Source organism: Halomonas sp. NCCP-2165 (assembly GCF_023708045.1).
Classification (GTDB): domain Bacteria; phylum Pseudomonadota; class Gammaproteobacteria; order Pseudomonadales; family Halomonadaceae; genus Bisbaumannia; species Bisbaumannia pacifica.
On the sequence record NZ_BRCY01000001.1, the window covers coordinates 113,741 to 139,935 of the forward strand.

Consider the following 26,195-nt stretch of genomic DNA (forward strand, 5'->3'; position numbering starts at 1 on the left):
AGAAGCCGGCAATCCAGCTTCCAGCTTCCAGCTTAGAGCTTACGCGCCTGCTCGACGGCGTTGCCGATATAGCCGGCCGGGGCCAGGGCCTTGAGCTCGGCCTTGACCGCGTCGGGCAGCGCCAGGGTATCGATAAAGGCTTTGAGCCCGGCCTGATCGATACGCTTGCCGCGAGTCAGCTCCTTGAGCTTCTCATAGGGCTTCTCGATGCCGTAGCGGCGCATCACCGTCTGGATCGGCTCGGCGAGCACCTCCCAGCTGGCATCCAGGTCTTCCGCCAGGCGCGCCGGGTTGGCTTCCAGCTTGCCGATGCCCTTGAGGGTCGCCTGGTAGGCGATCAGGCCATAGGCCAGGCCCATGCCCAGGTTGCGCAGCACCGTGGAGTCGGTGAGGTCGCGCTGCCAGCGGGAGATGGGCAGCTTCTGGGCCAGGTGGCCGAGCACCGCATTGGCCAGCCCCAGGTTGCCTTCGGAGTTCTCGAAGTCGATGGGGTTGACCTTGTGGGGCATGGTGGAGGAGCCGATCTCGCCGGCCACGGTGCGCTGCTTGAAGTAGCCCAGGGAGATATAGCCCCAGACGTCCCGGTCGAAGTCGATCAGGATGGTGTTGAAGCGGCACACGGCGTCGAACAGCTCGGCGATATAGTCGTGGGGCTCGATCTGGGTGGTGTAGGGGTTGAAGGTCAGCTCCAGCCCTTCCACGAAGGCCTGGGCGTGGGCCTCCCAGTCGATCTCCGGGTAGGTGGCCAGGTGGGCGTTGTAGTTGCCCACGGCGCCGTTGATCTTGCCCAGCAGTTCGACGCTTTCGACCTGCGCGAGCTGGCGACGCAGGCGGTAGGCGACGTTGGCCATCTCCTTGCCCAGGGTGGTGGGGCTGGCGGTCTGACCATGGGTGCGCGACAGCATCGGCTGGTCGGCGTGGGCCTCGGCCAGACGTGCCACCTCGTCGGTGACCCGGCGCATCATCGGCAGCAGTTCGTCGAGGCCGCCCTTGAGCATCAGCGCGTGGGAGAGGTTGTTGATGTCCTCGCTGGTGCAGGCGAAGTGCACGAACTCGGTGATGGCGTGCAGCTCCGGCTGGCCCTCGATCTTCTCCTTGATGAAGTACTCCACCGCCTTGACGTCGTGGTTGGTGGTGCGCTCGATCTCCTTGATGCGCTCGGCGTCCTGTACCGAGAAGTCGCGCACCAGGGCCTCCAGGAAGGCCACCGCCTCGGCGGAGAGCGGCGGCACCTCGGTGATCTGGGCGTGACCGGCCAGGGCCTGCAGCCAGCGGATCTCGACGGTGACCCGGGCCCGGATCAGGCCGAACTCGCTGAAGTGTTCACGAAGGGCCGTGGCCTTGTCGGCATAGCGACCATCGACGGGGGAGAGGGCGGTAAGGGCAGAGAGTTGCATGGGTTCGATCCGTACTGGGTGAAGGGTCAATTCAGGGCGTCGAGGGCGCGTTGCATGGCCTTGCGCTGGAAGATCAGCTTCCAGCGCCGCCCGCCCTGCTGGTGCCAGAGCAGGGCGAAGCGAATGCCGGTGAGCAGGGCGGCGCGCACCCGCTCCGGCATGCCGCGGCTCTGCAGCAGCCCCGGGTCGCCCTGTACCACGATGCGGTACTTGAAGTTCGACAGGGTCTGCTGGTAGAGCTCGCCGAGGCTGGCCACCACGTTCTCGTGCTGCTCGCCGAAGTGCTCGGCCTGGCCCTGGATGCGCGGCAGTTCCTGGCCCAGGGTGGCCATCATGCGGTCGTTCTTGCGCAGCTTGTTCATCAGCAGCAGCAGCGAGAAGCCGTAGCGCAGTACCACCGGATTCTGCTGGCGGCGACCGAGCACCGCCTCCAGCACCTCGAGGCCCTGGCGCAGGTGGTTGGGGTGGCCGCCATAGATCGCCTCGAAGCTCTCCGGGTCGGTATCCAGGGTGGCGTGGAGCAGGGTGTTCCAGGCGCGTTCGTCGGCCTGGCCGGTGCGGGCCAGTTCGTCCACCACCCGGGCGGCCTGGAAGACCCCCGCCAGGGCCAGGGCCTGGCGAGTGGTGGCGTCATCGGCGGGACGATGGATGGGCGTCGGGGTCATGCGACGGCCTCCGCCCGATTCCAGGTGGCGCGGATCACCCCGCCGCCGAGGCAGATCTCGCCATCATAGAGCACCAGGGACTGGCCCGGGGTCACCGCCCGCTGGGGCTCATCGAAGTGCACCTCGACGCCGCCGTCGTCCCGAGCGTGCATCACGCAGGGCACGTCGGACTGGCGGTAGCGGGTCTTGGCGGTGAGCCGGGCCTCGGCCGCCGGGGGATGGCCGGCCACCCAGTCCATGGCCTCGGTGGCCAGGCTGTCGCTGTAGAGCAGCGGGTGGTGCTTGCCCTGGACGGCGACCAGGACGTTGCGCTCCAGGTCCTTGGCGGCCACGTACCAGGGCGCCTCGGAGTGGTTGGGCAGGCCGCCGATGCCGAGCCCCTGACGCTGGCCCAGGGTGTAGTACATCAGCCCCATATGTTCGCCGATGACCTCGCCTTCGGGGGTCTCGATGCGCCCCGGCTGAGCCGGCAGGTACTGTTGCAGGAAGTCGCGGAAGCGCCGCTCGCCGATAAAGCAGATGCCGGTGGAGTCCTTCTTGCGGGCGGTCACCAGGTCGTGACGCTCGGCGATGGCGCGTACCTCGGGCTTCTCCAGCTCGCCCACCGGGAAGAGGGTGCGGGCGATGGCGGCCTCCGGCACGGCGTGCAGGAAATAGCTCTGGTCCTTGTTGGGGTCCAGCCCCTTGAGCAGCCGCGGCCGGGTCTCGCCGTCGAGGCGCCCGAGCGCCTCGCCCTGGCGCACATAGTGGCCGGTGGCGATCTTCTCGGCGCCGAGCATCTCGGCGTAGTCCAGGAACACCTTGAACTTGATTTCCCGGTTGCACAGGATGTCCGGGTTCGGCGTGCGCCCGGCCTTGTATTCGGCCAGGAAGTGCTCGAAGACGTTGTCCCAGTACTCGGCGGCGAAGTTGGCGGTATGCAGCTTGATACCCAGCTTCTCGCACACGGCCTGGGCATCCGCCAGGTCCTCCTTGGCGGTGCAGTACTCGGTGCCGTCGTCCTCGTCCCAGTTCTTCATGAACAGGCCTTCGACCTGATAACCCTGCTCGAGGAGCCGCAGGGCGGACACGGATGAATCGACACCGCCGGACATGCCGACGATGACCTTGCCCGAAGATGACCCCGAAGATGACATAGACGCTCTCGGATTGGCGTGGCTGGCAAATAGGCGGGGATTATACCCGACGGAGCCGATCGGCGGTAAGGGTGGCCGGGCGAAGCCGGTGCGTTCCGCTTAGAGGTCGTGGATCACCCCCAGCGGGTAGTGGGGTCCCGCCGCGGCGTCATGGATGCGCCGCAACACCAGGGGGCTACGCAGGCGGCCGTCCCGGTCCAGGGCCTCCAGTTCGTCGAGGGTCAGCCAGTGGCAGGCGAGGATGTCGCCATCGAGGGCGCGCTCGAGGCGGGCCTCGGCCCGGGCGACAAAGCCGTGACTGTGGAAGGTCAGCCCCGAATCGGTGCGAAAGCAGTAGAGTCCCAGGTAGGCCTGGGGGCGGACCCGCCAGGCGGTCTCCTCGAGCACCTCGCGACACACCGCCTCGAGCAGGCGCTCGTCCGGCTCCAGGTGGCCGGCGGGCTGATTGAAGAGGGTGGCGGAGCCGCCGCGCTCCTCTTCCACCATCAGGTAGCGGCCGTCACGCTCCACCACGCAGGCCACGGTGACCCGGGGGCTCCAGCGGCTCATCGGCCGCGCCTCGGCTTGGCGTGGCCCCGGCTCGCCGGCTTGCCGCCGCGCCCAGCGCCCTTGGCGGGGCGTCCCTGGGGCTTGACCGGGGCATGCAGGGTCTCGCGGCGCCACTCCCCGGGAGCCAGGCCGTCCAGGCGCCAGGGGCCGATGGCGATGCGTACCAGGCGTAGGGTGGGGTGCCCCACCCGGGCGGTCATGCGCCGTACCTGGCGATTGCGTCCCTCGCTGATGGTCAGTTCCAGCCAACTGGTGACCGGGTGGCGCCTGGGATCCAGGGGCGGATCGCGCTCCGCCAGGCCAGAGGCGTCCAGGCGACGCACCTTGGCGGGGCGGGTGGGGCCGTCGCCCAGGGTGACGCCGCGACGCAGCGCCTCCAGGGCGGCGTCATCGGGCACGCCCTCGACCTGGACCCGATAGGTCTTGGGCTGCTTGTGGCGGGGGTGGCTGATGCGATGGATCAGCTCGCCGTCATCGGAGAGCAGCAGCAAGCCTTCGGAGTCGTGGTCGAGGCGCCCCGCCGGATAGATGCCCGGCACCCGGATGATATCGGCCAGGGTGGCGCGGCGCTCCGCACCGGCCGCGCGGTCGGTGAACTGGGAAAGCATGCGATAGGGCTTGTGGAGTAGGTAGAGGGTGCTCATAAGGGCAAGCTTACCGGCAAGCGGGGCGGGATGGCAGGGGGAGAGGAGAGGCCCTTACCCTTATTGCTTATGCGTCGAACCGGGCGCGCTGGTATAATGCCGCCGCTCGCCGGGAGCGCCCTCGATACGTCGGGGCCTGCTACAAGCAACCTGCCGGGCGCCGATGTTCCTCGCAAGACCCGGTCTCATCGCCTTGCCGGGCGGGCCGCATAGAGCCCCCGAGGCGGACATCGTCAGCGCGCGCTACCGATCCAGTTTCATGCCACCGCAGTGACCAGAGAGATCAACGCCAACATGTCAAAAACGCCGAAGATTATCTATACGCTTACCGACGAAGCACCGGCCCTGGCCACCTATTCCCTGCTGCCGATCATCGATGCCTACACCGACTCCGCCGGGATCAGCGTTGAGACCCGGGATATCTCCCTGGCCGGTCGCATCATCTGCCTGTTCCCCGAATACCTGAGCGACGAGCAGCAGCTCGGCGATCACCTGGCCGAGCTCGGCGAGCTGGCCAAGACCCCCGAAGCCAATATCATCAAGCTGCCCAATATCAGCGCCTCGGTGCCGCAGCTCAAGGCGGCCATTCGCGAGTTGCAGGGCCAGGGCTACAAGCTGCCCGACTATCCGGACGAGCCCACCAGCGACGTGGAGCGCGACATCAAGGCGCGCTACGACCGGGTCAAGGGCAGCGCCGTTAACCCGGTGCTGCGTGAAGGCAACAGCGACCGTCGCGCCCCCAAGTCGGTGAAAAACTACGCCCGCAAGTACCCGCACCGCATGGGCGAGTGGAGCGCCGACTCCCGGTCCCACGTGGCCTGCATGAGCGAGGGAGACTTCTACGGCAGCGAACGGTCCGCCACCATGAGCGCCGAGGGTGCGGTGAAGATCGAGCTGATCGGCAAGGACGGCAGCACCACCGTGCTCAAGGAGAAGACTCCGGTCCTGGCCGGCGAGGTGATCGATGCCGCGGTAATGAGCCACCAGGCGCTCACGGCCTTTATCAAGGAGCAGGTGGCCGACGCCAAGGCCCGTGACGTGCTCTTCTCCCTGCACCTCAAGGCCACCATGATGAAGGTCTCCGACCCGATCATGTTCGGCATCGTGGTCGAGGCCTTCTACGGCGAGGTGCTGGAGAAGCACGCCGAGGCCCTGGCCGAGGTCGGTTTCGATGCCAACAACGGCATCGGCGACCTCTACGCCACCATCGCCAAGCTGCCCGCCGACAAGCAGGACGAGATCAAGGCCGATATCGAGGCCCTCTATGCCGAGCGCCCGCGCCTGGCCATGGTCAACTCCCACAAGGGCATCACCAACCTGCACGTGCCCAGCGACGTGATCATCGACGCCTCCATGCCGGCGATGATCCGCGACTCCGGCAAGATGTGGGGCGCCGATGATGCCCTGCACGACGCCAAGGCGGTGATCCCGGATCGCTGCTACGCGACCATCTATCAGGCCACTATCGACGACTGCAAGGCCAATGGCGCCTTCGATCCGACCACCATGGGCAGCGTGCCCAACGTCGGCCTGATGGCCCAGAAGGCCGAGGAGTACGGCTCCCACGACAAGACCTTCCAGGTTCCCGCCGATGGCACCGTGCGCGTCACCAACGACGCCGGCGAGGTGATCTTCGAGCACGCCGTGGAGAAGGGCGATATCTGGCGCATGTGCCAGACCAAGGACGCGCCGATCAAGGACTGGGTCAAGCTCGCCGTGACTCGCGCCCGGGACAGCGAGACCCCGGCGGTGTTCTGGCTCGACGCCAATCGTGCCCACGATGCCGAGCTGATCAAGAAGGTCGAGGCCTACCTCGCCGAGCATGACACCAGCGGCCTGGATATCCGTATCCTGGCGCCGGTGGATGCCATGAAGCTCTCCCTGGAGCGCATCCGCCGCGGCGAGGACACCATCTCCGTCACCGGCAACGTGCTGCGCGACTACCTCACCGACCTCTTCCCGATCATGGAGCTGGGCACCAGCGCCAAGATGCTCTCCATCGTGCCGCTGATGAACGGCGGTGGCCTGTTCGAGACCGGTGCCGGCGGCTCCGCGCCCAAGCACGTCCAGCAGCTCCTCGAGGAGAACCACCTGCGTTGGGACTCCCTGGGCGAGTTCCTGGCCCTGGCCGCCTCCCTCGAGCACCTGGGCAAGACCTTCGATAACGCCCGGGCGCGAGTGCTGGCCAAGGCGCTGGACGAGGCCAATGGCAAGTTCCTCGACAGCAACAAGTCGCCGTCTCGCAAGGTCGGCGAGCTGGACAACCGCGGCAGCCACTTCTACCTGGCCATGTACTGGGCCGAGGCCCTGGCCGCCCAGGACGAGGATGCCGAGCTCAAGGCGCTGTTCGGCAAGCTGGCCGAGGAGTTCCACGCCAAGGAGGCGGTGATCGTCGAGGAGCTCAACGCGGTACAGGGGCAGGCCGTGGATATCCAGGGCTACTACCACCCCAACGGCGAGCTGACCGAGCGGGTCATGCGCCCCAGCGAGACCCTCAACGCCGCCCTGGCCCTGGTGGCCAAGGGCTAAGCGGCTTCGCTCGCTTTCGGCACGCGAGCGCTCAGGCCCCCGCCCGACTGACGGGCGGGGGCCTTTTGCGTCTGGCGCTTGCATGCGTGTCCGTCAGGCCGCATCTTGATAAATGAACCCGCCACCGGGGTGGGCGTCCAAGCAGGGTTGAGACGCCCATCGCCGGTCGGCTTGTAGAAATGGATAGTGCTTCATATGTTCAAGACAGAAGAACCCTGGCGGGGTGCCATCGCCGGCATGACCCGACCCGAGGAGGGCGACGGCGACCTGGCGGTGCAGAGCGCCGACCCGGAGCTGGCTCATCCCCCCATGTACAAGGTGATCTTGCATAACGACGACTTCACCCCCATGGAGTTCGTGGTGGAGGTGCTGCAGACCTTCTTTCATATGGATCAGGAGAAGGCGGTGCAGGTGATGTTGGCGGTGCATACCCAGGGCAAGGCGACCTGCGGCATCTTTACGCGTGATATCGCGGAAACCAAAAGCCACCAGGTCAATCAATATGCCAGAGAGTGCCAGCACCCGTTGCTGTGTGATATCGACCAGGCCGATTGAGCGGCCACCGCACTCGCGGGCAATGCCCCCAGGGGGTTGCCAACGTCGTGAAAGTGCCCGATGGTGAAATTGCCGGTGCCCACCGGTCGAAGCCCGAGGCGGCAAGAAGGGGACTGCCATGCTGAGCAAAGAACTTGAACTGACCCTGAACACGGCCTTTACCGTGGCGCGCTCCAAGCGTCATGAGTTCATGACCGTGGAGCATCTGCTGCTGGCCCTGCTGGACAACGCCTCCGCGGCGGATGTGCTCAGGGCCTGTGGGGCCAATCTCGACAAGCTGCGGTCCGACCTGCAGGATTTCATCAACTCCACCACGCCGCTGATCCCCGAGGATCAGAGTGATCGCGAGACCCAGCCGACCCTGGGGTTCCAGCGGGTGCTGCAGCGTGCCGTCTTCCACGTGCAGTCCTCCGGCAAGAGTGAGGTGACCGGCGCCAATGTGCTGGTGGCGATCTTCTCCGAGCAGGAGAGTCAGGCGGTCTACTTCCTCAAGCAGCAGAACGTGGCGCGGGTCGATGCGGTCAATTACATCGCCCACGGCATCTCCAAGGTCGCCGGCCACGGCCAGAGCGCGGCGCCCCAGTCGCCGGAGGCCGAGGAGTCCGAGGAGGGCGTGGCCGAGGGCGGCAACCATCCGCTCACCAGCTATGCCACCAACCTCAACGAGCAGGCGCGGCTCGGCAAGATCGATCCGCTGATCGGCCGCGATCACGAACTGGAGCGGGTGGTGCAGATCCTCGCCCGGCGGCGCAAGAACAACCCCCTGCTGGTGGGCGAGGCCGGCGTCGGCAAGACCGCCATCGCCGAGGGGTTGGCCAAGCGTATCGTCGAGGAGGACGTGCCCGACGTCATCGCCGATGCCGTGGTCTACTCCCTGGACATGGGGGCCCTGCTGGCCGGCACCAAGTATCGCGGCGACTTCGAGAAGCGCCTCAAGGCGCTGCTCGCCGAGCTGCGCAAGCAGCCCAATGCGGTGCTCTTTATCGACGAAATTCACACCGTGATCGGCGCCGGGGCCGCCTCCGGCGGCGTGATGGACGCCTCCAACCTGCTCAAGCCGCTGCTCTCCTCCGGCGAGCTGCGTTGCATCGGCTCGACCACCTTCCAGGAGTATCGCGGTATCTTCGAGAAGGACCGCGCCCTGGCGCGGCGTTTCCAGAAGGTCGATGTGATGGCGCCCTCGGTGGACGACACCATCCGCATCCTCAGGGGGCTGCGCGGCCGCTTCGAGGAGCATCACAAGCTGAAGTACACCGATGCGGCCCTGGAGAGCGCGGTGCGCCTGGCGGATCGCTACATCAATGATCGCCATCTGCCCGACAAGGCCATCGACGTGATCGACGAGGCCGGCGCCCACCAGCGGCTGCTGCCGCCGGAGGTGCGGGTCGATACCATCGACGTGGATCAGGTCGAGGCGGTGGTGGCCTCCATCGCGCGGATTCCGCCGAAGAGCGTCTCCAGCTCCGACCGCAAGCTGCTCTCCAACTTGGAGCGCGACCTGAAGATGCTGGTGTTCGGCCAGGACGAGGCGATCCAGAGCCTCTCCGCGGCCATCAAGCTCTCCCGGGCCGGCCTCAAGTCGCCGGACAAGCCGGTGGGCAGCTTCCTCTTCTCCGGTCCCACCGGGGTCGGCAAGACCGAGGTGGCGCGCCAGCTTTCCAAGATCATGGGCATCGAGCTGGTGCGCTTCGACATGTCCGAATACATGGAGCGCCACACGGTGTCCCGGCTGATCGGGGCGCCCCCGGGCTATGTGGGCTATGACCAGGGTGGGCTGCTCACCGAGGCGATCACCAAGCAGCCCCACTGCGTGCTGCTGCTCGACGAGATCGAGAAGGCGCATCCCGAGGTCTTCAACCTGCTGCTGCAGGTAATGGATCACGGCCGCCTGACCGATAACAACGGCCGCGAGGCGGACTTCCGCCATGTGATCCTGATCATGACCTCGAATGCCGGGGCCGAGCAGATCTCGCGCCGTTCCATCGGCTTCCAGACCCAGGACCACTCCACCGATGGCATGGAGGTGATCCGCAAGACCTTCTCGCCGGAGTTCCGCAACCGCCTGGACGGCATCATCCAGTTCCACGGCCTGGATCCCAAGGTGGTGCGCAACGTGGTGGACAAGTTCCTGGTGGAACTGCAGGCGCAGCTCGACGAGAAGCGGGTGCAGCTGGACGTGGATGAGGCGGCCCGCGCCTGGCTGGCCGAGCGTGGCTACGACCCGGAGATGGGCGCGCGACCCATGGCGCGGTTGATTCAGGAGAAGCTCAAGAAGCCGCTGGCGGAGCTGATCCTGTTCGGCGAGCTGGCCGGGCACGGTGGCGTGGTCCACGTCACCGTGGAGGAGGGCAGCGACGAACTGCATCTGGCCACCGAGGCCGAGGTGGCCTGAGCCGTGTCCCTTGGGCCGGCCTTCGGGCTGGCCACCACCGACCGGCGCCCTGTCTTTCGACGGGGCGTCGTTCTTTTCGGGCCGGTGGTTCGGGTGGCGCCGGCGTGGCGCGGAGGGGCGAGCCCGTCAGGCTCGACTCAGCGGGAGCGGTAGACGATGCGTCCCTTGGAGAGATCGTAGGGGGTCAGCTCGACCTTGACCTTGTCGCCGGTCAGGATGCGGATGTAGTTCTTGCGCATCTTGCCGGAGATGTGGGCGGTAACGACGTGGCCGTTCTCCAGCTCCACGCGGAACATGGTGTTGGGGAGGGTGTCGACGACGACCCCTTCCATTTCGATATGGTCTTCACGTGCCATATAGGCGCTTCCTCGTTGATGGTCACTCGGCTGTCGCGACGCGACACTGACGGCCAACGGGCCGTCGCTGATCAAGATAGCGCGATATTGTGCCGCATGCCGTGCGTCAAGGCAAAAATCACAGCGCGATCAGGCGTCGCCAGGTGCGTCCATCCAGGTACTCCAGGGGCTGGAAGGCCTGCTTGTAGTTCATCTTGCGGCACTCGCGGATCCAGTAGCCCAGGTAGACATGGGGCAGTTCCCGGTCCTCGGCGAGGCGCAGGGTACGCAGCACCGCATAGGTGCCCAGGGAGCGGCGGTCGAAGACCGGGTCCGGATCGAAGAAGGTGTAGATGGCCGAGATGCCGTGACTCAGCAGGTCGATGGCGGAGACCGCCAGCAGGCGGCCGTCGAGGCGAAACTCCAGCAGCCGCGCATAGGGGTGATCGAGGGTCAGGAAGGTACGGTACTGCTCGTGGCTGGGCGGATACATGTCGCCGTCGGCATGGCGGGTGCGGATATAGCGGTCGTAGAGCCGGTAATGCTCCTCGTGGAAGCGCGCCGGGCGCTCGAACATGACCAGGTCGGCATTGCGGTGCAGCAGCTTGCGCTGGGTACGACTGGGGTGAAACTCCGCCACCGGGATGCGCACCGAGATGCAGGCGTGGCAGCCCTCGCAGTGGGGCCGGTAAAGGTGGCGCCCGCTGCGCCGAAAGCCCAGCAGGGAGAGGGCGTCATAGACCCCCTGGCCCGGGGACTCCTGGGGGTCCAGGAAGAGGGTGGTGGCCTCCCGCTCCTTGAGGTAGCTGCAGGGGTGCGGGATGGTCAGAAAGAAACGCAGGTCTCGTACCGGTCGCTGCGGCGCATTACTGCTCACGGTCGCCGTCTCCTCCGGGCTCGCGGGTGTCAAAGCAAGGTGGGCGTACCGGGAGGCTCCGGGTGCGTCCGGCCGCCGGTCACCCAGGCCCCACTGGGCTGGTCGACATACTGCTCAAGATAGCCGATGAACGACTCCCGGGCGATATCCCGGGCCCCCAGGCTGGCCAGGTGGCCGGTGTGCATCTGGCAGTCGATCAGGCCGCCGCCGTGGGCCTCGAGGTGGCGGCAGAGGTGCACCAGGGCCACCTTGGAGGCATCCGACACCCGGGAGAACATCGACTCGCCGAAGAAGACCCGGCCCAGGGCCATGCCATAGAGGCCTCCCACCAGGTCGTCATCTCGCCAGACTTCCACCGAATGGGCATGGCCCTGAGCATGCATGCGACAGTAGGCGTCGCGCATCTCGGGGGTGATCCAGGTGCCCTCATGAGCCGCCCGGCTGTCGGCGCACTGCTCGATCACGGCATCGAAGGCCTGGTCCCGGGTGACCCGAAAGCCGCCATTGCGCAGCCGCTTGGCCAGGCTGCGGCGTACCCGGAGCTCCGCGGGGAAGAGCACCATACGCGGGTCGGGACTCCACCACAGGATCGGCTGATCGTCGCTGTACCAGGGGAAGATGCCGCGCCGATAAGCGGCCAGCAGCCAGGCCGGGGTCAGGGCGCCACCGGCAGCCAGCAGGCCGTCGGGATCGCGCAGGGCCTGATCCAGAGGAGGGAACTGCACCGGAAAGGGGGCGAGCCAAGGCAGCATGGGCGGTCGTATCATCGCGGAAGAAGTCAGGCGGCGCGGCCGCCCCTGGCGTCTAGTGTGACCGGCTTTCCCGGCCTCGACAAGGCAGCCTCGTCGGGGCACGCTAGGCTCGGTATGATGGCGCCACGAAAGTGCCGACGAGATGCCCGGAGCGGCACGCCGGGCGAGGCAGACACAAGGGGGATGACCACTTGAGCGTCGACAAGAAGACCACGGGTCGTCGTGTCTCTACACAACAGGCCAGGGAGCAGGCGCGGCGTTTCGGCGTGCGCCTGCAGGGGGCCTCCCGAGAGGGGGCGGTGATTCTGCTCCTGGCCGGCTGCGTCTTCCTGCTGCTGGCGCTGTTCAGCTATCAGCAGGGCGATCCCGGCTGGTCACATAGCGGGCCGGAGCGTGAGGTCGCCAACTGGATGGGGCCCATCGGCGCCTGGCTCGCCGATGTCCTCTATTCGTTGTTCGGGGCCAGCGCCCTGTGGTGGCCCGGCATGCTGGGCTTCGCCGCCTGGCGCTTATTGCGCACCCGGCGCCTGGAGCTGGAGTGGGACGCGACGGCCCTGGCGGTGCGCCTGGGCGGCCTGGTGCTGCTGCTGCTGGGCACCACCACCCTGGGCGCCCTGCACTTCTTCAGCCCCGACAGCACCCTGCCCTATGCGGTGGGGGGTATCCTCGGCGAGGGGCTGATGATGGGCCTGGCCCCGCTGGTGGGGAGCCACGGCACCACCCTGCTGGCCCTGGTGGCCCTGCTCTGCGGCCTGCCGCTGTTCAGCGGGCTCTCCTGGCTGGCGCTGATGGATGAGCTGGGGCTGCGAGCCCTGCGCCTGGGCAAGCGACTCTGGCGCTGGATCGGCGGCGGGCAAGAGGCCGAGGCGGCCATGGCCGAGGAGCCGGCCGATACCGGGGACGAACCGTCCCAGGCCCCGGGGCGCCCCTGGTGGCGACGCTGGCTGCCTCGCCGTGGGGCTCCCCAATTGGCCGCGGCCTCTGGTGTGGTGGCCTCCCGTCGCGCCGAGCCGAGCCTCGAGGGCGATACCGAGATCCCCTGGGACGTGCCCGCCCGCACTCCTTCCGCCAAGGACCCCGGGGCGGCCTATGCGCGCCGCCTTGGCGAGTCCGATGAGCCGGTCGCGACGCCTGAGCCGGGGCTGAGCGCCCGTCGCGATGAACCCGAGGCGCCGCTGGCGGCGGATATGCCCCTGCAGGCCGAGCCTGAGGCTCCCCGGGAGCGGGAGCCGACCAGATCCGCGGCGCCATCGTCCGAGGCGCCCGGCGAAGCGCTGAGCGCGGACGAGCCCGCGGCGGAATCCGCGCCATCGTCCGAGGCGCCCGCCGAGACGCGGAGCCTGGACGAGCCCGCGGCGGCCCCCATGCCGTCCGCCGAGGAGCCCGTCGACAAGGCGCCCCATGGCACGCCGACACCCTCGGCAACGTCGACCCCGGCGAGCGACGCCCGGGAGGCGTCGACGGCGCGGCGTGAACCGAGCCTGGTGAGCTGGAGCGAGGCGGGCTGGGAGGATGAGGCGCCGAGCGACCCCTCCCTGACGATCGCCCATCCCGAGGTGACCGAGTCGCGGGCCGCCGAGCCATCCACGGAGACCGAGCCATCCCGACAGACCGAGCCGTCCCAAGAGGTCGAGTCGTCCCAAGAGGTCGAGTCGTCCCAAGAGGTCGAGTCGTCCCAAGAGGCCGAGCCCCTGGATCTGCCCGTCGCCCCGGCCGGGCTGGAGGAGGAGGCGCCGCGCCTGGCCAGTGCCGAGCAGGGGCGCGCCGCCGCCGCCGAGGGGCCGGCCCTGTGGACCGTGGAGCATCTGCAGAATCAGCGCCCGCTCTTCGAGGACCTGGGCGACCCGGAGGGGGAGCTGCCCTCGGTGCGCCTGCTGACGCCCCCCGAGGCCCATGAGCCCAACTACACCCCGGAGCAACTGGCCAGCATGGCCGAGCTGCTGGAGGTGCGGCTGCGCGAATATGGCGTCAAGGCCGAGGTGGTGGAGACCTGGCCGGGGCCGGTGATCACCCGCTTCGAGATCAAGCCGGCGGCCGGGGTCAAGGTCTCCAAGATCAGCAACCTGGCCAAGGACCTGGCGCGTTCGCTGATGGTCAAGAGCGTGCGGGTGGTGGAGATCATCCCCGGCCGCCCCACGGTGGGCATCGAGATCCCCAATCCCAAGCGCGCCATGATCCGCCTGCGCGAGGTGCTCGACTCCGACCGTTACCTCCACGAGGCCTCGCCCCTGGCCCTGGCCCTGGGCCAGGATATCGGCGGAGCGCCGGTGGTGGCCAACCTGGGCAAGATGCCCCACCTGCTGGTGGCGGGGACCACCGGCTCGGGCAAGTCCGTGGGGGTCAACGCCATGCTGATCTCCATGCTGCTCAAGGCCAGCCCGGAGGAGCTGCGCCTGATCATGGTCGATCCCAAGATGCTCGAGCTCTCCGTCTACGACGGCATTCCGCATCTGCTGGCGCCGGTGGTCACTGACATGAAGGAGGCCGCCAATGGCCTGCGCTGGTGCGTGGCGGAGATGGAGCGCCGCTACAAGCTGATGGCCGCCATGGGGGTGCGCAATATCGCCGGCTTCAATGCCAAGCTCGACGAGGCCGCCCGGGCCGGCGCCCAGGTGGCGGACCCGCTCTGGGAGCCGCAGCCCTGGCAGATGCATGAGCACCCGCCGGTGCTGGAGAAGCTGCCCTATATCGTGGTGGTGATCGACGAGTTCGCCGACATGTTCATGATCGTCGGCAAGAAGGTGGAGGAGCTGATCGCGCGCCTGGCCCAGAAGGCCCGGGCCGCCGGCATCCACCTGATCCTCGCCACCCAGCGTCCCTCGGTGGACGTGGTCACCGGCCTGATCAAGGCCAATATTCCCACCCGCATCGCCTTCCAGGTCTCCTCCAAGGTGGACTCCCGGACCATCCTCGATCAGGGCGGCGCCGAGAACCTGCTGGGCCACGGCGACATGCTCTACCTGCCCCCCGGGGCGGGCCTGCCGATGCGCGTGCATGGCGCCTTCGTCGATGATGACGAGGTGCACCGGGTGGTGGAGGACTGGAAGCGTCGCGGCGAGCCGGAGTATATCGACGAGATCCTCTCCGGTGGCGTCTCCGCCGACGCCCTGGCCGGCCTCGAGGCCGAAGGCGGCGGCGAGGGGGACGACGCCGAGCAGGACGCCCTCTACGACGAGGCGGTGGCCTTCGTCACCGAGTCGCGCCGTGCCTCCATCTCCGCGGTACAGCGCCGCTTCAAGATCGGCTATAACCGGGCCGCGCGCCTGGTCGAGGCCATGGAGCTGGCCGGCGTGGTCTCGACCATGGGTACCAATGGCGGCCGCGAGGTCCTGGCCCCGCCGCCGGCGAGCGACTGAGCGGCGGCGCGTTCGAAATCTTGCAGCAACCATGAAAGCCCGCCCGGTCCCGGCACTTACGCGCCGGGGCCGGGTCCATCTATCGCCATGCCTTGCCATCCTTTCGGGAGTGAAAGATGCGACTGATCAAGACCCTGACGACCCTGGCCCTGGGGGCGATCCTGGCCCTGCCGGCCGTCGCCCTGGCCGATGAGGCCGCCGAGCGCCTCAACCAGTTGCTGGAGCCGGTGCATACCTATCGTGCCGACTTCGAGCAGCAGATCCTCGATGGCAGCGGCCAGCGCCTTCAGCAGGCCGAGGGCCGCATGTGGCTGTCGCGGCCCGGCAAGTTCCGCTGGGAGGTGGACGCACCCTATGCCCAGGTGGTGGTCTCCGATGGCCAGGAGGTCTACCTCCATGATCCCGACCTGGAACAGGTGACCGTCCAGGCCCTGGATACCCGGGTCACCCATACCCCGGCCCTGCTGCTCTCCGGTCGCGTCGCCGACCTGACCGAGGCCTATGCGGTCGGCCGTCGTCAACAGGGCACCGCCGAGACCTTTACCCTGACGCCGCGCTCCGCCGACACCCTCTTCGAGGAGCTGGCCCTGACCTTCTACGGCGAGCGACTGGGAGTGCTGCAGATGGCCGACAGCACCGGCCAGCGCACCGCCATCTATTTCAGCGATGTCGCGGTTAACCCGAGCCTCCCGGACGAGCGCTTTACCTTCGTGATTCCCGAGGGAGCCGATGTGATTCGCGATTCGCACTAGGCCGGAAGAGCGGCACCTCGCGCCTGGAAGCACGAAGCTGGAAGAACGACACCCCGCCACCAGGGTTGCGGGGTGTCTTGTCTCTACGGCTGTTGGACCATGGGCTTCCAGCTCGGCGTTAGGCGCCGCCATCCGCCTCGGCGTCGAGCTGGGCGCGCCACGCCATCAGCTGCTTGAAGCGCGCCTCCTGGCCGTAGTCGCTGGGCTGGTAGAGGCGGGTGGGCGCCAGCCCCTCGGGCCAGCAGTCGTGACGGCTGCCGGCGGGGTAGCCATGGGGCTCGTGGTGGGCGTAACGGTAGCCCTGGCCGTGGCCCAAAGATTCCATCAGCTTGGTTGGGGCGTTGCGCAGGTAGGTGGGCACCGCCAGGGTCGGGTGGGCCGCCGCCTGGGCCTTGGCCTGCTTCCAGGCCTGGTCGATGGCATTGCTCTTGGGGGCCACCGCCAGGTGGATCATGGCCTGGGCGATGGCGCGTTGCCCCTCGTAGTCGCCGAGGCGCAGGTAGGCGTCCCAGGCCGCCATCACCAGGGGCAGGGCGCGGGGGTCGGCATTGCCCACGTCCTCGGAGGCGATGGCCGCCAGGCGTCGGATCACATCCAGCGGGTCGCCGCCTCCCTGAATAAATTGCGCCATGTAGAGCAGGGCCGCATCGACCCGGGAGGAGCGTACCGACTTGTGAATCGCCGACAGCAGGTCGTAGTAGTGATCGCCCTGCTTGTCGAAGGCGCTGGCCTGATGGCCCAGCACCTCGCCGAGCCCCTCGGCGTCGAGACGCTCGCCATCGGTCTCGGCGGTGGTGAAGTCGCAGGCGGTCTCCAGCAGCCCCAGGGCGCGGCGCGCATCGCCGCCGGCGGCCCGGGCCAGCAGCCGCAGCACCTCGTCGTCGACCTGGATACGGCGCTCGCCCAGCCCCCGCTCCGAGTCCTCCAGGGCCTGGCGCAGCACCCTCAACAGCGCCACCTCGTCCAGTGGCTTGAGCACATAGACCCGGGCCCGGGAGAGCAGTGCCGAGTTGACCTCGAAGGAGGGGTTCTCGGTGGTGGCGCCGATCAGCGTCAACAGCCCCGATTCCACATGGGGCAGCAGGGCGTCCTGCTGGCTCTTGTTGAGGCGATGAATCTCGTCCAGGAAGAGCAGGGTGCGGCGCCCCTGGGCCTGACTCAGCCGGGCCCGCTCCACGGCGGCGCGGATCTCCTTGACGCCGGCCATCACCGCCGAGAGATGCTCCAGCTCGGCGCCGGACTCCCGGGCCAGGATCTCCGCCAGGGTCGTCTTGCCGGTTCCCGGCGGCCCCCACAGGATCATCGAGCGTACGGTGGCGGTCTCGGCCATGCGTCGCAGTGGTTTGCCGGGGCCCACCAGGGCGGCCTGGCCGAGGTATTCGTCCAGGCGCCGCGGGCGCATGCGGAAGGCGAGGGGAGCCGCCTCATCGGCGTGTGACTGGCTGAAGAGATCCATGCTGTCTCCATGCGACTACGACTTTAGGCGATAGGCAGGATCGCCCCGCAGGCACTAGGGTTAAACATCCATGCCTGCGGTAGTCCCGGCAGGCGCATCCTGTTGGTGAACCCCTGTCTTGCTGGCGACTCCAATATTAATGGTACGCCAGGACAGCAGAGGAGGCCCGACCATGCCCATGCTGACTCAACTGCGCCAGGATCATGCCAATATGGCGCGGCTGTTGCACGTGCTGCAGCTCAAGCACAAGACCCTGGCCGACGGCGAGCGTCCCGATTTCAATCTGGTACGCGAGGTCGTCGACTATATTCTCGAGTATATGGAGGGCTATACCCAGCCTCTCGAGCGGCTGTGCAGCGAGAAGCTACTGGCTAGTCTGCCACAGGCCGAGCGGCTGACCCGTCGTCTGGCCGACGATTATCGCCAACTGCGCGAGCGCCTGATGCGTCTCTCCCAGGACATCGACATGATCCTGATGGATGCCGTGGTGCCCATGGACCGCTTCGCCGATGACCTCAAGGCCTACCTGGAGGCGCATCGAGCCTACCTGCGTGACGAGCGCGAGGAGCTCTTCCCGCTGATCGCCGAACACCTGAGCGACGCGGAGCTGGCTCAACTCGACGAGCTTCTGCCTGAGGGCGCGGCCGCCCGCCTGAAGCAGCTTCATGACGCCTACCCCGAACTCTACGCCGAGTTTCGCGGCGCGCCGGAGCCGGTGGTCTGATCCCGAGCCTCTTTATGATGCCGAATGTCGCGGCGCGCCGGAGCCGTGATACCACGATTCGTTGCCGAAACGCCCAGGCCTTGGCCTGGGCGTTTGTCGTGGCCGAGCAATACGCCGTTAAGTCCGGGCCTCGGCTGGGGTAGAATGCCTCCCCTGTGCCAACCCTATGCCAACCGGGGGAAGGGGAAACTCGCCGATGGATCGACTCCAGGCCATGCAAATCTTTCGCGCCGTGGTGGAGGCGGGCAGCTTCGCCGGGGGCGCCCGCAAGCTGGACCTCTCCAATGCCATGGTCAGCAAGCAGGTGGCTCGCCTGGAGGGCGAGCTCGGCGTGCGACTGCTGACCCGCACCACGCGTCGCCTGCAGTTGACCGCCGAGGGCGAACGCTACCTGCAGGGCGCCGGCCGGCTGCTGGACGAGCTCCAGGAGCTGGAGGCGAGCCTCGGCGAACAGCGTGGCGAGATTCGCGGGCGCCTGCGCCTCTCGGCGCCCCTGGATTTCGGGGTGCGCGAGCTGATGCCGGCCCTCCAGGCCTTCGAGGAGGCGCATCCGGCGGTGGAGCTCGAGGTGGTGCTGGAAGACCGGCGTGTCGATCCCCTGGCGGAAGACTTCGATCTGGTGGTGCGTATCGGCGAGTTGGAGGATTCCAGCCTGATCGCCCGACCGCTGATGTCGATGCCGATCCACCTCTATGGCGCCCCCGGCTATCTGGAGAGCCATGGCGTGCCCGAGCACCCCCGCGACCTGAGCCATCACCGCTGCCTGCACTACAGCCTGCAGCGGGGCGGTGCCGGCTGGCATTTCCTGGTGGAGGGGCGCCTGGAGCGGGTCCGCTTCCGGCCGGTACTGACCTGCAATAACGGCAGGGCGTTGATCGAGGCCGCGGCCCGTGGCATGGGGCTGGTGCTCAAGCCGACCTTCCTCGGCGAGCCGGAGGTGCGCCGTGGGCGCCTGGTGCGCCTGCTGGAGGCCTACTCGCCGCCCCCCATGCAGGTGCATCTGCTCTATGCCGAGCGGCGCCTGATGCCGGCGCGCCTGCGGGTCCTGGTGGATGCCCTGCTGGCGCACTTCCAGGAGCCAGCGACGGGAGGGCAAGGGTGAGCGGTCCTATCCTGATCTTCGACTCCGGGGTCGGTGGCCTCTCGGTGGCGGCGGCGATTCGCCGCCGCCTGCCCACGGCGGCCCTGGCTTATGTCTGTGACAATGCCATGCTGCCCTACGGCACCAAGCCCGACGCCTGGCTGGTGGAGCGCATCGTCGCGGTCTGCCGGGCGGCCGTGGCGGCCGCTCGACCCAGCGCCCTGGTGGTGGCCTGTAACACCGCCAGTACCCTGGCCCTGGCGGCGTTGCGCGAGGCGCTGTCGATCCCGGTGGTGGGCACGGTGCCGGCCATCAAGCCGGCCGCCGCCCTGAGCCATAGCGGTCATATCGCCCTGCTGGCGACGTCCGCCACCATCGATCGTCCCTATACCCTGGGCCTGATTCGCGATTTCGCCGCCGGCTGTCGGGTACACCGCCTGGCCGCCGATGCCCTGGTGGTGCAGGCCGAACGCCACCTGGCCGGGGCGCCCCTGGACCGGGAGGCCATCGCCGCTTGCCTGGCCCCGCTCTGGGAGGATCCCGAACTCGACACCCTGGTGCTGGGCTGCACCCACTTTCCGCTGTTGCGGGACGCCCTGAACCGGGCGGCGCCGCGGCCGGTGACCTGGGTCGACTCCGGCGAGGCCATCGCCCGCCGGGTCGCCCAGGTGGTGCCCGCGCCCCGGATCACCGAGGGGCCGGGACCGGCCTGGGTCACCGCCGAGGCGCCGGGGCTCGCCGCCGCCCTGGCCGGTGTCGGTTTCGCCGCGCCGCAATGCCTTGATCCGAGCGAAGTCGCTGCACGCTGAGCGTTTCGCCCTCTTGATTTCATCGTAAAGGAGGCCCCGTGGCCGTACCCGTCGTCGACCCCGAGCGTTATGCCGATCAGCTCGAGGCCAAGCGTCAACGCATCACCGCGCAGTTCGCGCGTTTCGCGCCTCCCGAGCTGGAGGTCCATGCCTCGCCGCCCAGCCACTACCGTATGCGCTGCGAGTTCCGCCTCTGGCATGAGGGCGATGACCTCTTCTACGCCATGTTCGAGGTGGACTCCGAGGACCCCAAGAAGAAAACGGTGGTCCGCCTGGACGATTTTCCCGTGGCCAGCCGGCGCATCAATGCCTTGATGCCGGCGCTGCTGGATGCCATTCGCGATGAGCCGCTGCTGCGTCGCAAGCTGTTCCAGGTGGAATTTCTCACCACCCTCAGCGGCGAGGCGCTGCTGACCCTGATCTATCATCGCCCCCTGGACGAGGCCTGGGAGGCCGAGGCGCGGCGTCTCCAGGAGACCCTGGGCGTGATGATCATCGGCCGCTCCCGCAAGCAGCGCCTGGTGCTCGAGCGCGACCATGTCTGGGAGCGCCTCTCGGTGGAGGGGCGCGACTTCGTCTATCAGCAGGTGGAGAACAGCTTTACCCAGCCCAATGCCGAGATCTGCCGCGCCATGCTGGGCTGGGCCCGGGACGTGACCCGTGGCAGCCAGGCCCGCGACCTGGTGGAGCTCTACTGCGGTAACGGCAATTTCACCATCGCCCTGGCCGAGAATTTCCGGCGGGTGCTGGCCACCGAGATCTCGCGTACCTCGGTGGCCTCGGCCCGCATCAACCTGGAAGCCAACGGCATCGCCAACGCTAGCGTGGGGCGCATGTCGGCGGAGGAGTTCAGCGCCGCCCTCAAGGGCGACAAGGGCGGGCGCCGGGTCACCGAGATGGGCCTGGCCGATTACGACTTCTCTACCGTCTTGGTGGACCCGCCCCGGGCCGGCCTCGACGAGGCCAGTTGCGACCAGCTCAGCGGCTATGAACGCATCGTCTATATTTCCTGTAACCCGGACACCCTGGAGCAGAACCTGGAGCGGCTCTGCCGGACCCACCGTATCCGCCGCATGGCGCTCTTCGATCAGTTTCCGTGGACCCACCATTGTGAGTGTGGCGTGCTGCTCGAGCGCATCGACGACTAAAGTCAAGGGCAGAGCCCCGTCGCCTTGATGCGCAACTGACATGCTCCATGAGAAAACGTGCAACTCGATAGGGACGGGGCGGGTGCTACAGTACCCTTCGGTAAACGCGGTTCTTGCCGCGTTTCACCCTAATTCGACGGCCCCAGGCCGACAGCAGCCGAGGTGATGGATGCAACACGTCGTGATCGATGGCAAACAGGAATTTCTCGCCCAGTTGAAGGAGCAGCTCACCAAGCGTCTTCCCGAAGAGAAGGTGGGGGTGATCGCCGATTTCGCCGAACTCTTCTATGCCAATGTGCCCTTCGCCGACCTGGCCGAGCGGCGCCTCGACGACCTTTACGGCGCGACCCTGTCGACCTGGCACTTCGTCCAGGAGCACGACGTCAAGGCTCCCAAGGTGCGGGTCTTCAACCCCGACTATCAGGAGCATGGCTGGCAGTCCCTGCATACCGTGGTCGGGGTGTTGCACCAGGATATGCCCTTCCTGGTGGACTCGGTGCGCATCGAGCTCAATCGCCGCGGCATTACCCTGCATGCCATCCATAACCTGGTGCTGGCGGTGGAGCGGGACGCCAAGCATCAGGTCAAGCGGCTGGCGCATCCTCAGGATGCCGAGGCCCCCGAAGGGCGTGAATCGCTGATCGTCATCGAGATCGACCGCCACTCCGATCCCGAGCTGCTGGCCGATATCGAGGCTGGCCTGCAGGAGGTGTTGCGTGACGTGCGCACCGCGGTCGGTGACTTCGAGCCGATGCGCGATCAGGTGTGTGCGGCCCTCGAGGAGCTCAAGGCGACTCGGCCGGACCAGGTCGATCCCGCCGATCACCAGGAGGCCATCGCCTTCCTGGAGTGGCTGCTGGACGACAATTTCACCTTCCTCGGCTGCGACGAGTACGAGGTGGTCAGCAAGAAGGGGCAGGAGCAACTGACCAAGCGCAAGGGCAGCGAGCTGGGGGTCTTCAGGCTCGATACGCCTCGCTATCAGGAGCGCATCCATAACGATCAGGGCGTCGAGGACGATCATTATGTGCTGATCCCTGAGCTGCTCTCCTTCGCCAAGAGCGCCTACCATGCCCGGGTACACCGCCCCTCCTATCCGGATTACATCTCCATCGATCGCTACGACGATCAGGGCAAGGTGATCGGCGAGCGCCGTTTCCTGGGCCTGTTTACCGCCACCGTCTACAACGACTCGCCGCGGCATATTCCGGTGCTGCGACGCAAGATCGAGGCGGTGATGAAGGCCGCCGGGGTCAATCCCAAGGCGCACGATGGCCATCAGCTGCGCCAGATTCTCAATGTCTATCCCCGTGACGACCTCTTCCAGATCAGTATCGAGGAGCTGACCCGGACCACCCTGGGCATCCTCAATATCCGCGAGCGGCGCCGGGTGCGCCTCTTCGTGCGCGAGGACCGCTTCGGCAAGTTCTACTCCTGCCTGGTCTTCGTGCCGCGGGATGTCTTCTCCACCGACCTGCGGGTGCGCATCCAGACCATGCTCTGCGAGGAGCTGGACGCCACCTTCGGCGACTTCAATACCCACCTCTCCGAGTCGGTGCTGGCGCGCATCCAGTTGATCCTGCGCTTCAACGGCGATGAGCCGGTCGGCTATGACCTGGAGCGCCTGGAGCAGAAGGTGACCCAGCTGGCGCGCAGCTGGAACGACGACCTCCAGGCCGCCATGGTGGAGGGCTTCGGTGAGGAGCAGGCCAACCGCCTGATGGACGACTACCGTGACGCCTTCCCGGCCAGTTATCGGGAGGATTTCTCCGCGCGTACCGCCGTCTACGATATTCATCACCTCGGCGAGGTGGAGGGCGGTGCGCCGCTCTCCCTCTCCCTCTATCGCCTGGTGGAGGAGGACGTCGACGGGGTCAACCTCAAGCTGTTCCACAAGGATCAGCCGATCCCGCTTTCCGACGTGTTGCCGGTGATGGAGAACCTGGGGCTGCGGGTGATCGGCGAGCGCCCCTACGAGATCGCCTCGCCCAAGAGCAACTACTGGATCCATGACTTCAACCTGGAGCATCACGGCAGCGAGGTGGTCAATCTCCAGGAGATGCGTGAGCCCTTCGTCGAGGCCTTCAAGCGCATCTGGGACGGGCAGGCCGACAATGACGCCTTCAACCGCCTGGTGATCGGTGCCAACCTGAGCTGGCGCGAGGTGGCCATGCTGCGCGCCTATGCCCGCTACCTGAAGCAGATTCGCTTCGGCCTGTCGCAGTTCTATATCGCCAATACCCTGGCCAGCTACCCGGAGATTACCCGTGAGCTGGTGAGCCTGTTCGAACTGCGCTTCGACCCGGAGCAGCAGGACGCGGCGCGGGAGCGCGAGAGCGAGGCCTGCGTGGCGCGCCTGCAGGCGCTGCTGGACGACGTGGCCAGCCTCAACGACGATCTGCTGCTGCGTCGCTATATCGCCCTGATTCAGGCCACCCTGCGCACCAACTATTATCAGCGCGGCGCCGACGGCGACTACAAGGAGTACATCGCCTACAAGCTGGATCCCAGCCAGGTGCCGGATATGCCCAAGCCGCGCCCGGCCTTCGAGATCTTCGTCTATTCGCCGCGGGTCGAGGGCGTTCACCTGCGCGGCGGCAAGGTCGCCCGGGGCGGGCTGCGCTGGTCGGATCGTCGCGAGGACTTCCGCACCGAGGTGCTCGGCCTGGTCAAGGCCCAGCAGGTCAAGAACTCGGTGATCGTGCCGGTGGGGGCCAAGGGCGGCTTCGTCTGCAAGCGCCTGCCCGAGGGCGACCGGGACGCTATCCAGGCCGAGGGCGTCGCCTGCTACAAGACCTTTATCCGCGCCCTGCTGGATGTCACCGATAACCTGGATGGCGCCGAGATCGTGCCGCCGGTGGACGTGGTGCGTCACGATGACGACGACCCCTACCTGGTGGTGGCCGCCGACAAGGGCACCGCGACCTTCTCGGACATCGCCAACGAGATCTCCGCCGAATATGGTCACTGGCTGGGCGATGCCTTCGCCTCCGGCGGTGCCAATGGCTATGACCACAAGAAGATGGGCATCACCGCCAAGGGCGCCTGGGAGTCGGTGAAGCGCCACTTCCGCGAGCTGGGCGTCAATACCCAGGCCGACGAGTTCAGCGTGGTGGGCATCGGCGACATGGGCGGCGACGTCTTCGGCAACGGCATGCTGCTCTCCGACAAGATTCGCCTGGTGGGCGCCTTCAACCACCTGCATATCTTCGTCGACCCGAGCCCGGATGCAGCCAGCTCCTTCGCCGAGCGTCAGCGCCTCTTCGCGCTGCCCCGCTCGAGCTGGGAGGACTACGACGCCAGCCTGATCTCCAAGGGCGGCGGCATCTTCAAGCGCAGCGCCAAGTCCATCGCCATCACCCCGGAGATGAAGGCGGTCTTCGGCATCGCCGAGGACAAGCTGGCCCCCAATGACCTGATTCGCGCCATGCTCAAGTCGCCAGTGGACCTGATCTGGAACGGTGGCATCGGCACCTATGTGAAGGCCGCCAGCGAGAGCGATGCCGAGGTGGGCGACAAGGCCAACGACGCCCTGCGCATCAATGGCGGCGAGCTGCGCTGCCGGGTGGTGGGCGAAGGCGGCAACCTGGGCCTGACCCAGCGTGGCCGCATGGAGGCCGCCAAGGCCGGCGTGCGCGTCAATACCGACTTCATCGACAACGCCGGCGGGGTCAACTGCTCCGACCACGAGGTCAATATCAAGATCCTGCTCGACGATATCGTCAAGAGCGGCGACATGACCGACAAGCAGCGCAATCAGCTGCTGGCAGAGATGACCGAGGATGTCTCGCGGCTGGTGCTGCGCGACAACTACCAGCAGACCCAGGCGCTCTCCCTGGCCGAGATCCTCTCCAAGGAGGGCATGGGACCCTACCGTCGCTTTATCTCCGAGCTGGAGGCGAACGGCCAGCTGGATCGCGAGCTGGAGTTCCTGCCCGATGACGAGACCCTGCTGGAGCGCTCCAATGCCGATGAGGGGCTGACCCTGCCGGAGCTGTCGGTGCTGATCTCCTATTCCAAGATGGTGCTCAAGGGGGACCTGATCGATTCCGAGGTGCCGGATGATCCCTATATCCAGCAACACCTGGAGCGGATCTTCCCGACGGTGCTGGTGGAACGCTTCAAGGAGACCATGTACGAGCACAAGCTGAAGCGCGAGATCGTCGCCACCCAGATCGCCAACGACCTGGTGGATCATATGGGCATCGTCTTCGTGCGCCGGTTGATGGATACCACCGGGGCCAAGCGCGCCGATATCGCCCGCGCCTATATCATCGCCCGGGACAGCTTCAATCTGAGCGGCCTCTGGGAGCAGGTGGAGGCCCTGGACAACCAGGTGCCGAGCCGCGTCCAGTACGCCATGATGATCGACCTGATGCGTCTGCTGCGTCGCGCCACCCGCTGGTTCCTGCGTCAGCGCAGCGGCATGACCACCAAGGACAGCATCGCCCACTTCGCACCGCGCCTGGCCCAGCTCCAGGAGAGCCTCGGCAAGCGCCTGCGCGGCGACGAGCTGGCCGCCTGGCAGGCACGCCGCGACGAGCTGGTGGCGGCCGGCGTGCCCGAGGCCCTGGCCAGTGCCGTGGCGGCGGCCAACAGCCTCTACGCCGGTCTCGGCATCATCGAGGCGGCCAAGCTCTCCGGCGAGAAGATCCAGCGGGTCGCCGAGGCCTACTACGAGGTGGGTCACCGTCTCGAGCTGCCGTGGATGATCGAGCAGATCAATGCCCTGGAGGTCCGCGACGGCTGGCAGGCCCAGGCCCGGGAGACCTTCCGCGACGACCTGGATCGTCAGCAGCTGGCCCTCACCGTGGCGGTGCTGCAGCTCGAGGATGCGCCGCGGGAGATGGAAGCCCGGGTCGAGCAGTGGGTACAGCGCCACGATAGCCTCTATCGTCGCTGGTGTGGCCTGCTCGGCGAGGTGCGCTCCGGCAGCCAGGTGAGCTTCCCGCTGTTCGCCGTGGCCATCCGCGAGCTGGTCGACCTGGCCGAGAGTCGCCACGACTGACGGTCATCTCTCGCCACCCTGACGAACCCC

19 protein-coding genes are annotated in these 26,195 nt (G+C 67.2%); 10 read left to right on the plus strand and 9 right to left on the minus strand.

Annotated features, from left to right (window positions below; translation table 11 throughout):
- Positions 1-32: 32 nt before the first annotated feature.
- The 5 genes from purB to NFU04_RS00520 form a co-directional block, all read right to left on the minus strand.
- Complete coding sequence (gene purB / locus NFU04_RS00500; RefSeq protein ID WP_251307593.1) at positions 33-1,397, minus strand: adenylosuccinate lyase; 1,365 nt, start codon at positions 1,395-1,397, stop codon at positions 33-35.
- A gap of 26 nt (positions 1,398-1,423) precedes the next feature.
- Positions 1,424-2,062, minus strand: coding sequence for a high frequency lysogenization protein HflD (gene hflD / locus NFU04_RS00505; protein WP_251307594.1), 639 nt, complete (start codon positions 2,060-2,062; stop codon positions 1,424-1,426).
- Positions 2,059-3,198, minus strand: a complete 1,140-nt coding sequence (gene mnmA / locus NFU04_RS00510; RefSeq protein WP_251307595.1) for a tRNA 2-thiouridine(34) synthase MnmA — start codon at positions 3,196-3,198, stop codon at positions 2,059-2,061. The genes hflD and mnmA overlap by 4 nt, the downstream gene beginning before the upstream one ends.
- 99 nt (positions 3,199-3,297) lie before the next feature.
- On the minus strand, positions 3,298-3,747 hold the full coding sequence (locus tag NFU04_RS00515; RefSeq protein ID WP_251307596.1) for an NUDIX hydrolase: 450 nt from the start codon (positions 3,745-3,747) through the stop codon (positions 3,298-3,300).
- A complete protein-coding gene (locus NFU04_RS00520; protein WP_251307597.1) occupies positions 3,744-4,391 on the minus strand; it encodes a pseudouridine synthase in 648 nt (215 codons plus the stop codon). The genes NFU04_RS00515 and NFU04_RS00520 overlap by 4 nt, the downstream gene beginning before the upstream one ends.
- A gap of 294 nt (positions 4,392-4,685) precedes the next feature.
- Here NFU04_RS00520 and NFU04_RS00525 point away from each other — a divergent pair, with 294 nt between their 5' ends.
- The 3 genes from NFU04_RS00525 (at position 4,686) to clpA (ending at position 9,867) form a co-directional block, all read left to right on the plus strand.
- Positions 4,686-6,920 carry an NADP-dependent isocitrate dehydrogenase gene (locus tag NFU04_RS00525; protein ID WP_251307598.1) on the plus strand — a complete coding sequence of 745 codons (2,235 nt, stop codon included), beginning with the start codon at positions 4,686-4,688 and terminating at the stop codon, positions 6,918-6,920.
- A gap of 195 nt (positions 6,921-7,115) precedes the next feature.
- A complete protein-coding gene (gene clpS, locus NFU04_RS00530; protein ID WP_251307599.1) occupies positions 7,116-7,475 on the plus strand; it encodes an ATP-dependent Clp protease adapter ClpS in 360 nt (119 codons plus the stop codon).
- A gap of 118 nt (positions 7,476-7,593) precedes the next feature.
- Positions 7,594-9,867 carry an ATP-dependent Clp protease ATP-binding subunit ClpA gene (gene clpA / locus NFU04_RS00535; protein WP_251307600.1) on the plus strand — a complete coding sequence of 758 codons (2,274 nt, stop codon included), beginning with the start codon at positions 7,594-7,596 and terminating at the stop codon, positions 9,865-9,867.
- A 137-nt stretch (positions 9,868-10,004) separates the two neighbouring features.
- On the opposite strand, the gene infA is transcribed toward clpA, so the two are convergent.
- The 3 genes from infA to aat all read right to left on the minus strand — a co-directional run bounded on the left by infA (position 10,005) and on the right by aat (position 11,831).
- On the minus strand, positions 10,005-10,223 hold the full coding sequence (gene infA, locus NFU04_RS00540; RefSeq protein WP_013332816.1) for a translation initiation factor IF-1: 219 nt from the start codon (positions 10,221-10,223) through the stop codon (positions 10,005-10,007).
- Positions 10,224-10,341: 118 nt separating this feature from the next.
- Positions 10,342-11,079 carry an arginyltransferase gene (locus tag NFU04_RS00545; RefSeq protein WP_251307601.1) on the minus strand — a complete coding sequence of 246 codons (738 nt, stop codon included), beginning with the start codon at positions 11,077-11,079 and terminating at the stop codon, positions 10,342-10,344.
- Between the two features lie 29 nt (positions 11,080-11,108).
- Entirely contained in the window at positions 11,109-11,831 is a 723-nt protein-coding gene (gene aat, locus NFU04_RS00550) for a leucyl/phenylalanyl-tRNA--protein transferase (RefSeq protein ID WP_251307602.1), read from the minus strand.
- A 191-nt stretch (positions 11,832-12,022) separates the two neighbouring features.
- Here aat and NFU04_RS00555 point away from each other — a divergent pair, with 191 nt between their 5' ends.
- Both NFU04_RS00555 and lolA read left to right on the plus strand, forming a co-directional pair.
- Positions 12,023-15,187: a DNA translocase FtsK gene (locus NFU04_RS00555; RefSeq protein ID WP_251307603.1), complete on the plus strand. Its 3,165-nt coding sequence runs from the start codon at positions 12,023-12,025 to the stop codon at positions 15,185-15,187.
- A gap of 116 nt (positions 15,188-15,303) precedes the next feature.
- Complete coding sequence (lolA, locus tag NFU04_RS00560; protein ID WP_251307604.1) at positions 15,304-15,939, plus strand: outer membrane lipoprotein chaperone LolA; 636 nt, start codon at positions 15,304-15,306, stop codon at positions 15,937-15,939.
- 118 nt (positions 15,940-16,057) lie between these two features.
- Here the strand turns inward: lolA and NFU04_RS00565 are convergent, their stop codons facing one another.
- Positions 16,058-17,395 (minus strand): replication-associated recombination protein A, encoded by a 1,338-nt coding sequence (locus tag NFU04_RS00565; protein ID WP_251307605.1) that lies wholly within the window; start codon positions 17,393-17,395, stop codon positions 16,058-16,060.
- Between the two features lie 178 nt (positions 17,396-17,573).
- Between NFU04_RS00565 and NFU04_RS00570 the strand changes: the two genes are divergently transcribed.
- The 5 genes from NFU04_RS00570 to NFU04_RS00595 all read left to right on the plus strand — a co-directional run bounded on the left by NFU04_RS00570 (position 17,574) and on the right by NFU04_RS00595 (position 26,165).
- Positions 17,574-18,119, plus strand: a complete 546-nt coding sequence (locus tag NFU04_RS00570) for a hemerythrin domain-containing protein (RefSeq protein WP_251307674.1) — start codon at positions 17,574-17,576, stop codon at positions 18,117-18,119.
- Positions 18,120-18,333: 214 nt separating this feature from the next.
- Complete coding sequence (locus tag NFU04_RS00580) at positions 18,334-19,221, plus strand: LysR family transcriptional regulator (protein WP_285835095.1); 888 nt, start codon at positions 18,334-18,336, stop codon at positions 19,219-19,221.
- Positions 19,218-20,009: a glutamate racemase gene (gene murI, locus NFU04_RS00585; protein WP_251307606.1), complete on the plus strand. Its 792-nt coding sequence runs from the start codon at positions 19,218-19,220 to the stop codon at positions 20,007-20,009. The genes NFU04_RS00580 and murI overlap by 4 nt, the downstream gene beginning before the upstream one ends.
- A 38-nt stretch (positions 20,010-20,047) precedes the next feature.
- Positions 20,048-21,157 (plus strand): tRNA (uridine(54)-C5)-methyltransferase TrmA, encoded by a 1,110-nt coding sequence (gene trmA, locus NFU04_RS00590; RefSeq protein ID WP_251307607.1) that lies wholly within the window; start codon positions 20,048-20,050, stop codon positions 21,155-21,157.
- A gap of 169 nt (positions 21,158-21,326) precedes the next feature.
- The gene (locus NFU04_RS00595; protein WP_251307608.1) at positions 21,327-26,165 is read left to right on the plus strand and encodes an NAD-glutamate dehydrogenase; all 4,839 of its coding nucleotides are present in this window, start codon (positions 21,327-21,329) and stop codon (positions 26,163-26,165) included.
- Positions 26,166-26,195 lie beyond the last annotated feature (30 nt).

Bases quoted from the DNA above. Each gene is read 5' to 3' on its own strand.
- purB (WP_251307593.1), bottom strand. From the start codon at position 1,397: ATGCAACTCTCTGCCCTTACCGCCCTCTCCCCCGTCGATGGTCGCTAT.
- hflD (WP_251307594.1), bottom strand. From the start codon at position 2,062: ATGACCCCGACGCCCATCCATCGTCCCGCCGATGACGCCACCACTCGC.
- mnmA (WP_251307595.1), bottom strand. From the start codon at position 3,198: ATGTCATCTTCGGGGTCATCTTCGGGCAAGGTCATCGTCGGCATGTCC.
- NFU04_RS00515 (WP_251307596.1), bottom strand. From the start codon at position 3,747: ATGAGCCGCTGGAGCCCCCGGGTCACCGTGGCCTGCGTGGTGGAGCGT.
- NFU04_RS00520 (WP_251307597.1), bottom strand. From the start codon at position 4,391: ATGAGCACCCTCTACCTACTCCACAAGCCCTATCGCATGCTTTCCCAG.
- NFU04_RS00525 (WP_251307598.1), top strand. From the start codon at position 4,686: ATGTCAAAAACGCCGAAGATTATCTATACGCTTACCGACGAAGCACCG.
- clpS (WP_251307599.1), top strand. From the start codon at position 7,116: ATGTTCAAGACAGAAGAACCCTGGCGGGGTGCCATCGCCGGCATGACC.
- clpA (WP_251307600.1), top strand. From the start codon at position 7,594: ATGCTGAGCAAAGAACTTGAACTGACCCTGAACACGGCCTTTACCGTG.
- infA (WP_013332816.1), bottom strand. From the start codon at position 10,223: ATGGCACGTGAAGACCATATCGAAATGGAAGGGGTCGTCGTCGACACC.
- aat (WP_251307602.1), bottom strand. From the start codon at position 11,831: ATGCTGCCTTGGCTCGCCCCCTTTCCGGTGCAGTTCCCTCCTCTGGAT.
- lolA (WP_251307604.1), top strand. From the start codon at position 15,304: ATGCGACTGATCAAGACCCTGACGACCCTGGCCCTGGGGGCGATCCTG.
- NFU04_RS00565 (WP_251307605.1), bottom strand. From the start codon at position 17,395: ATGGATCTCTTCAGCCAGTCACACGCCGATGAGGCGGCTCCCCTCGCC.
- NFU04_RS00570 (WP_251307674.1), top strand. From the start codon at position 17,574: ATGCTGACTCAACTGCGCCAGGATCATGCCAATATGGCGCGGCTGTTG.
- NFU04_RS00580 (WP_285835095.1), top strand. From the start codon at position 18,334: ATGCAAATCTTTCGCGCCGTGGTGGAGGCGGGCAGCTTCGCCGGGGGC.
- NFU04_RS00595 (WP_251307608.1), top strand. From the start codon at position 21,327: ATGCAACACGTCGTGATCGATGGCAAACAGGAATTTCTCGCCCAGTTG.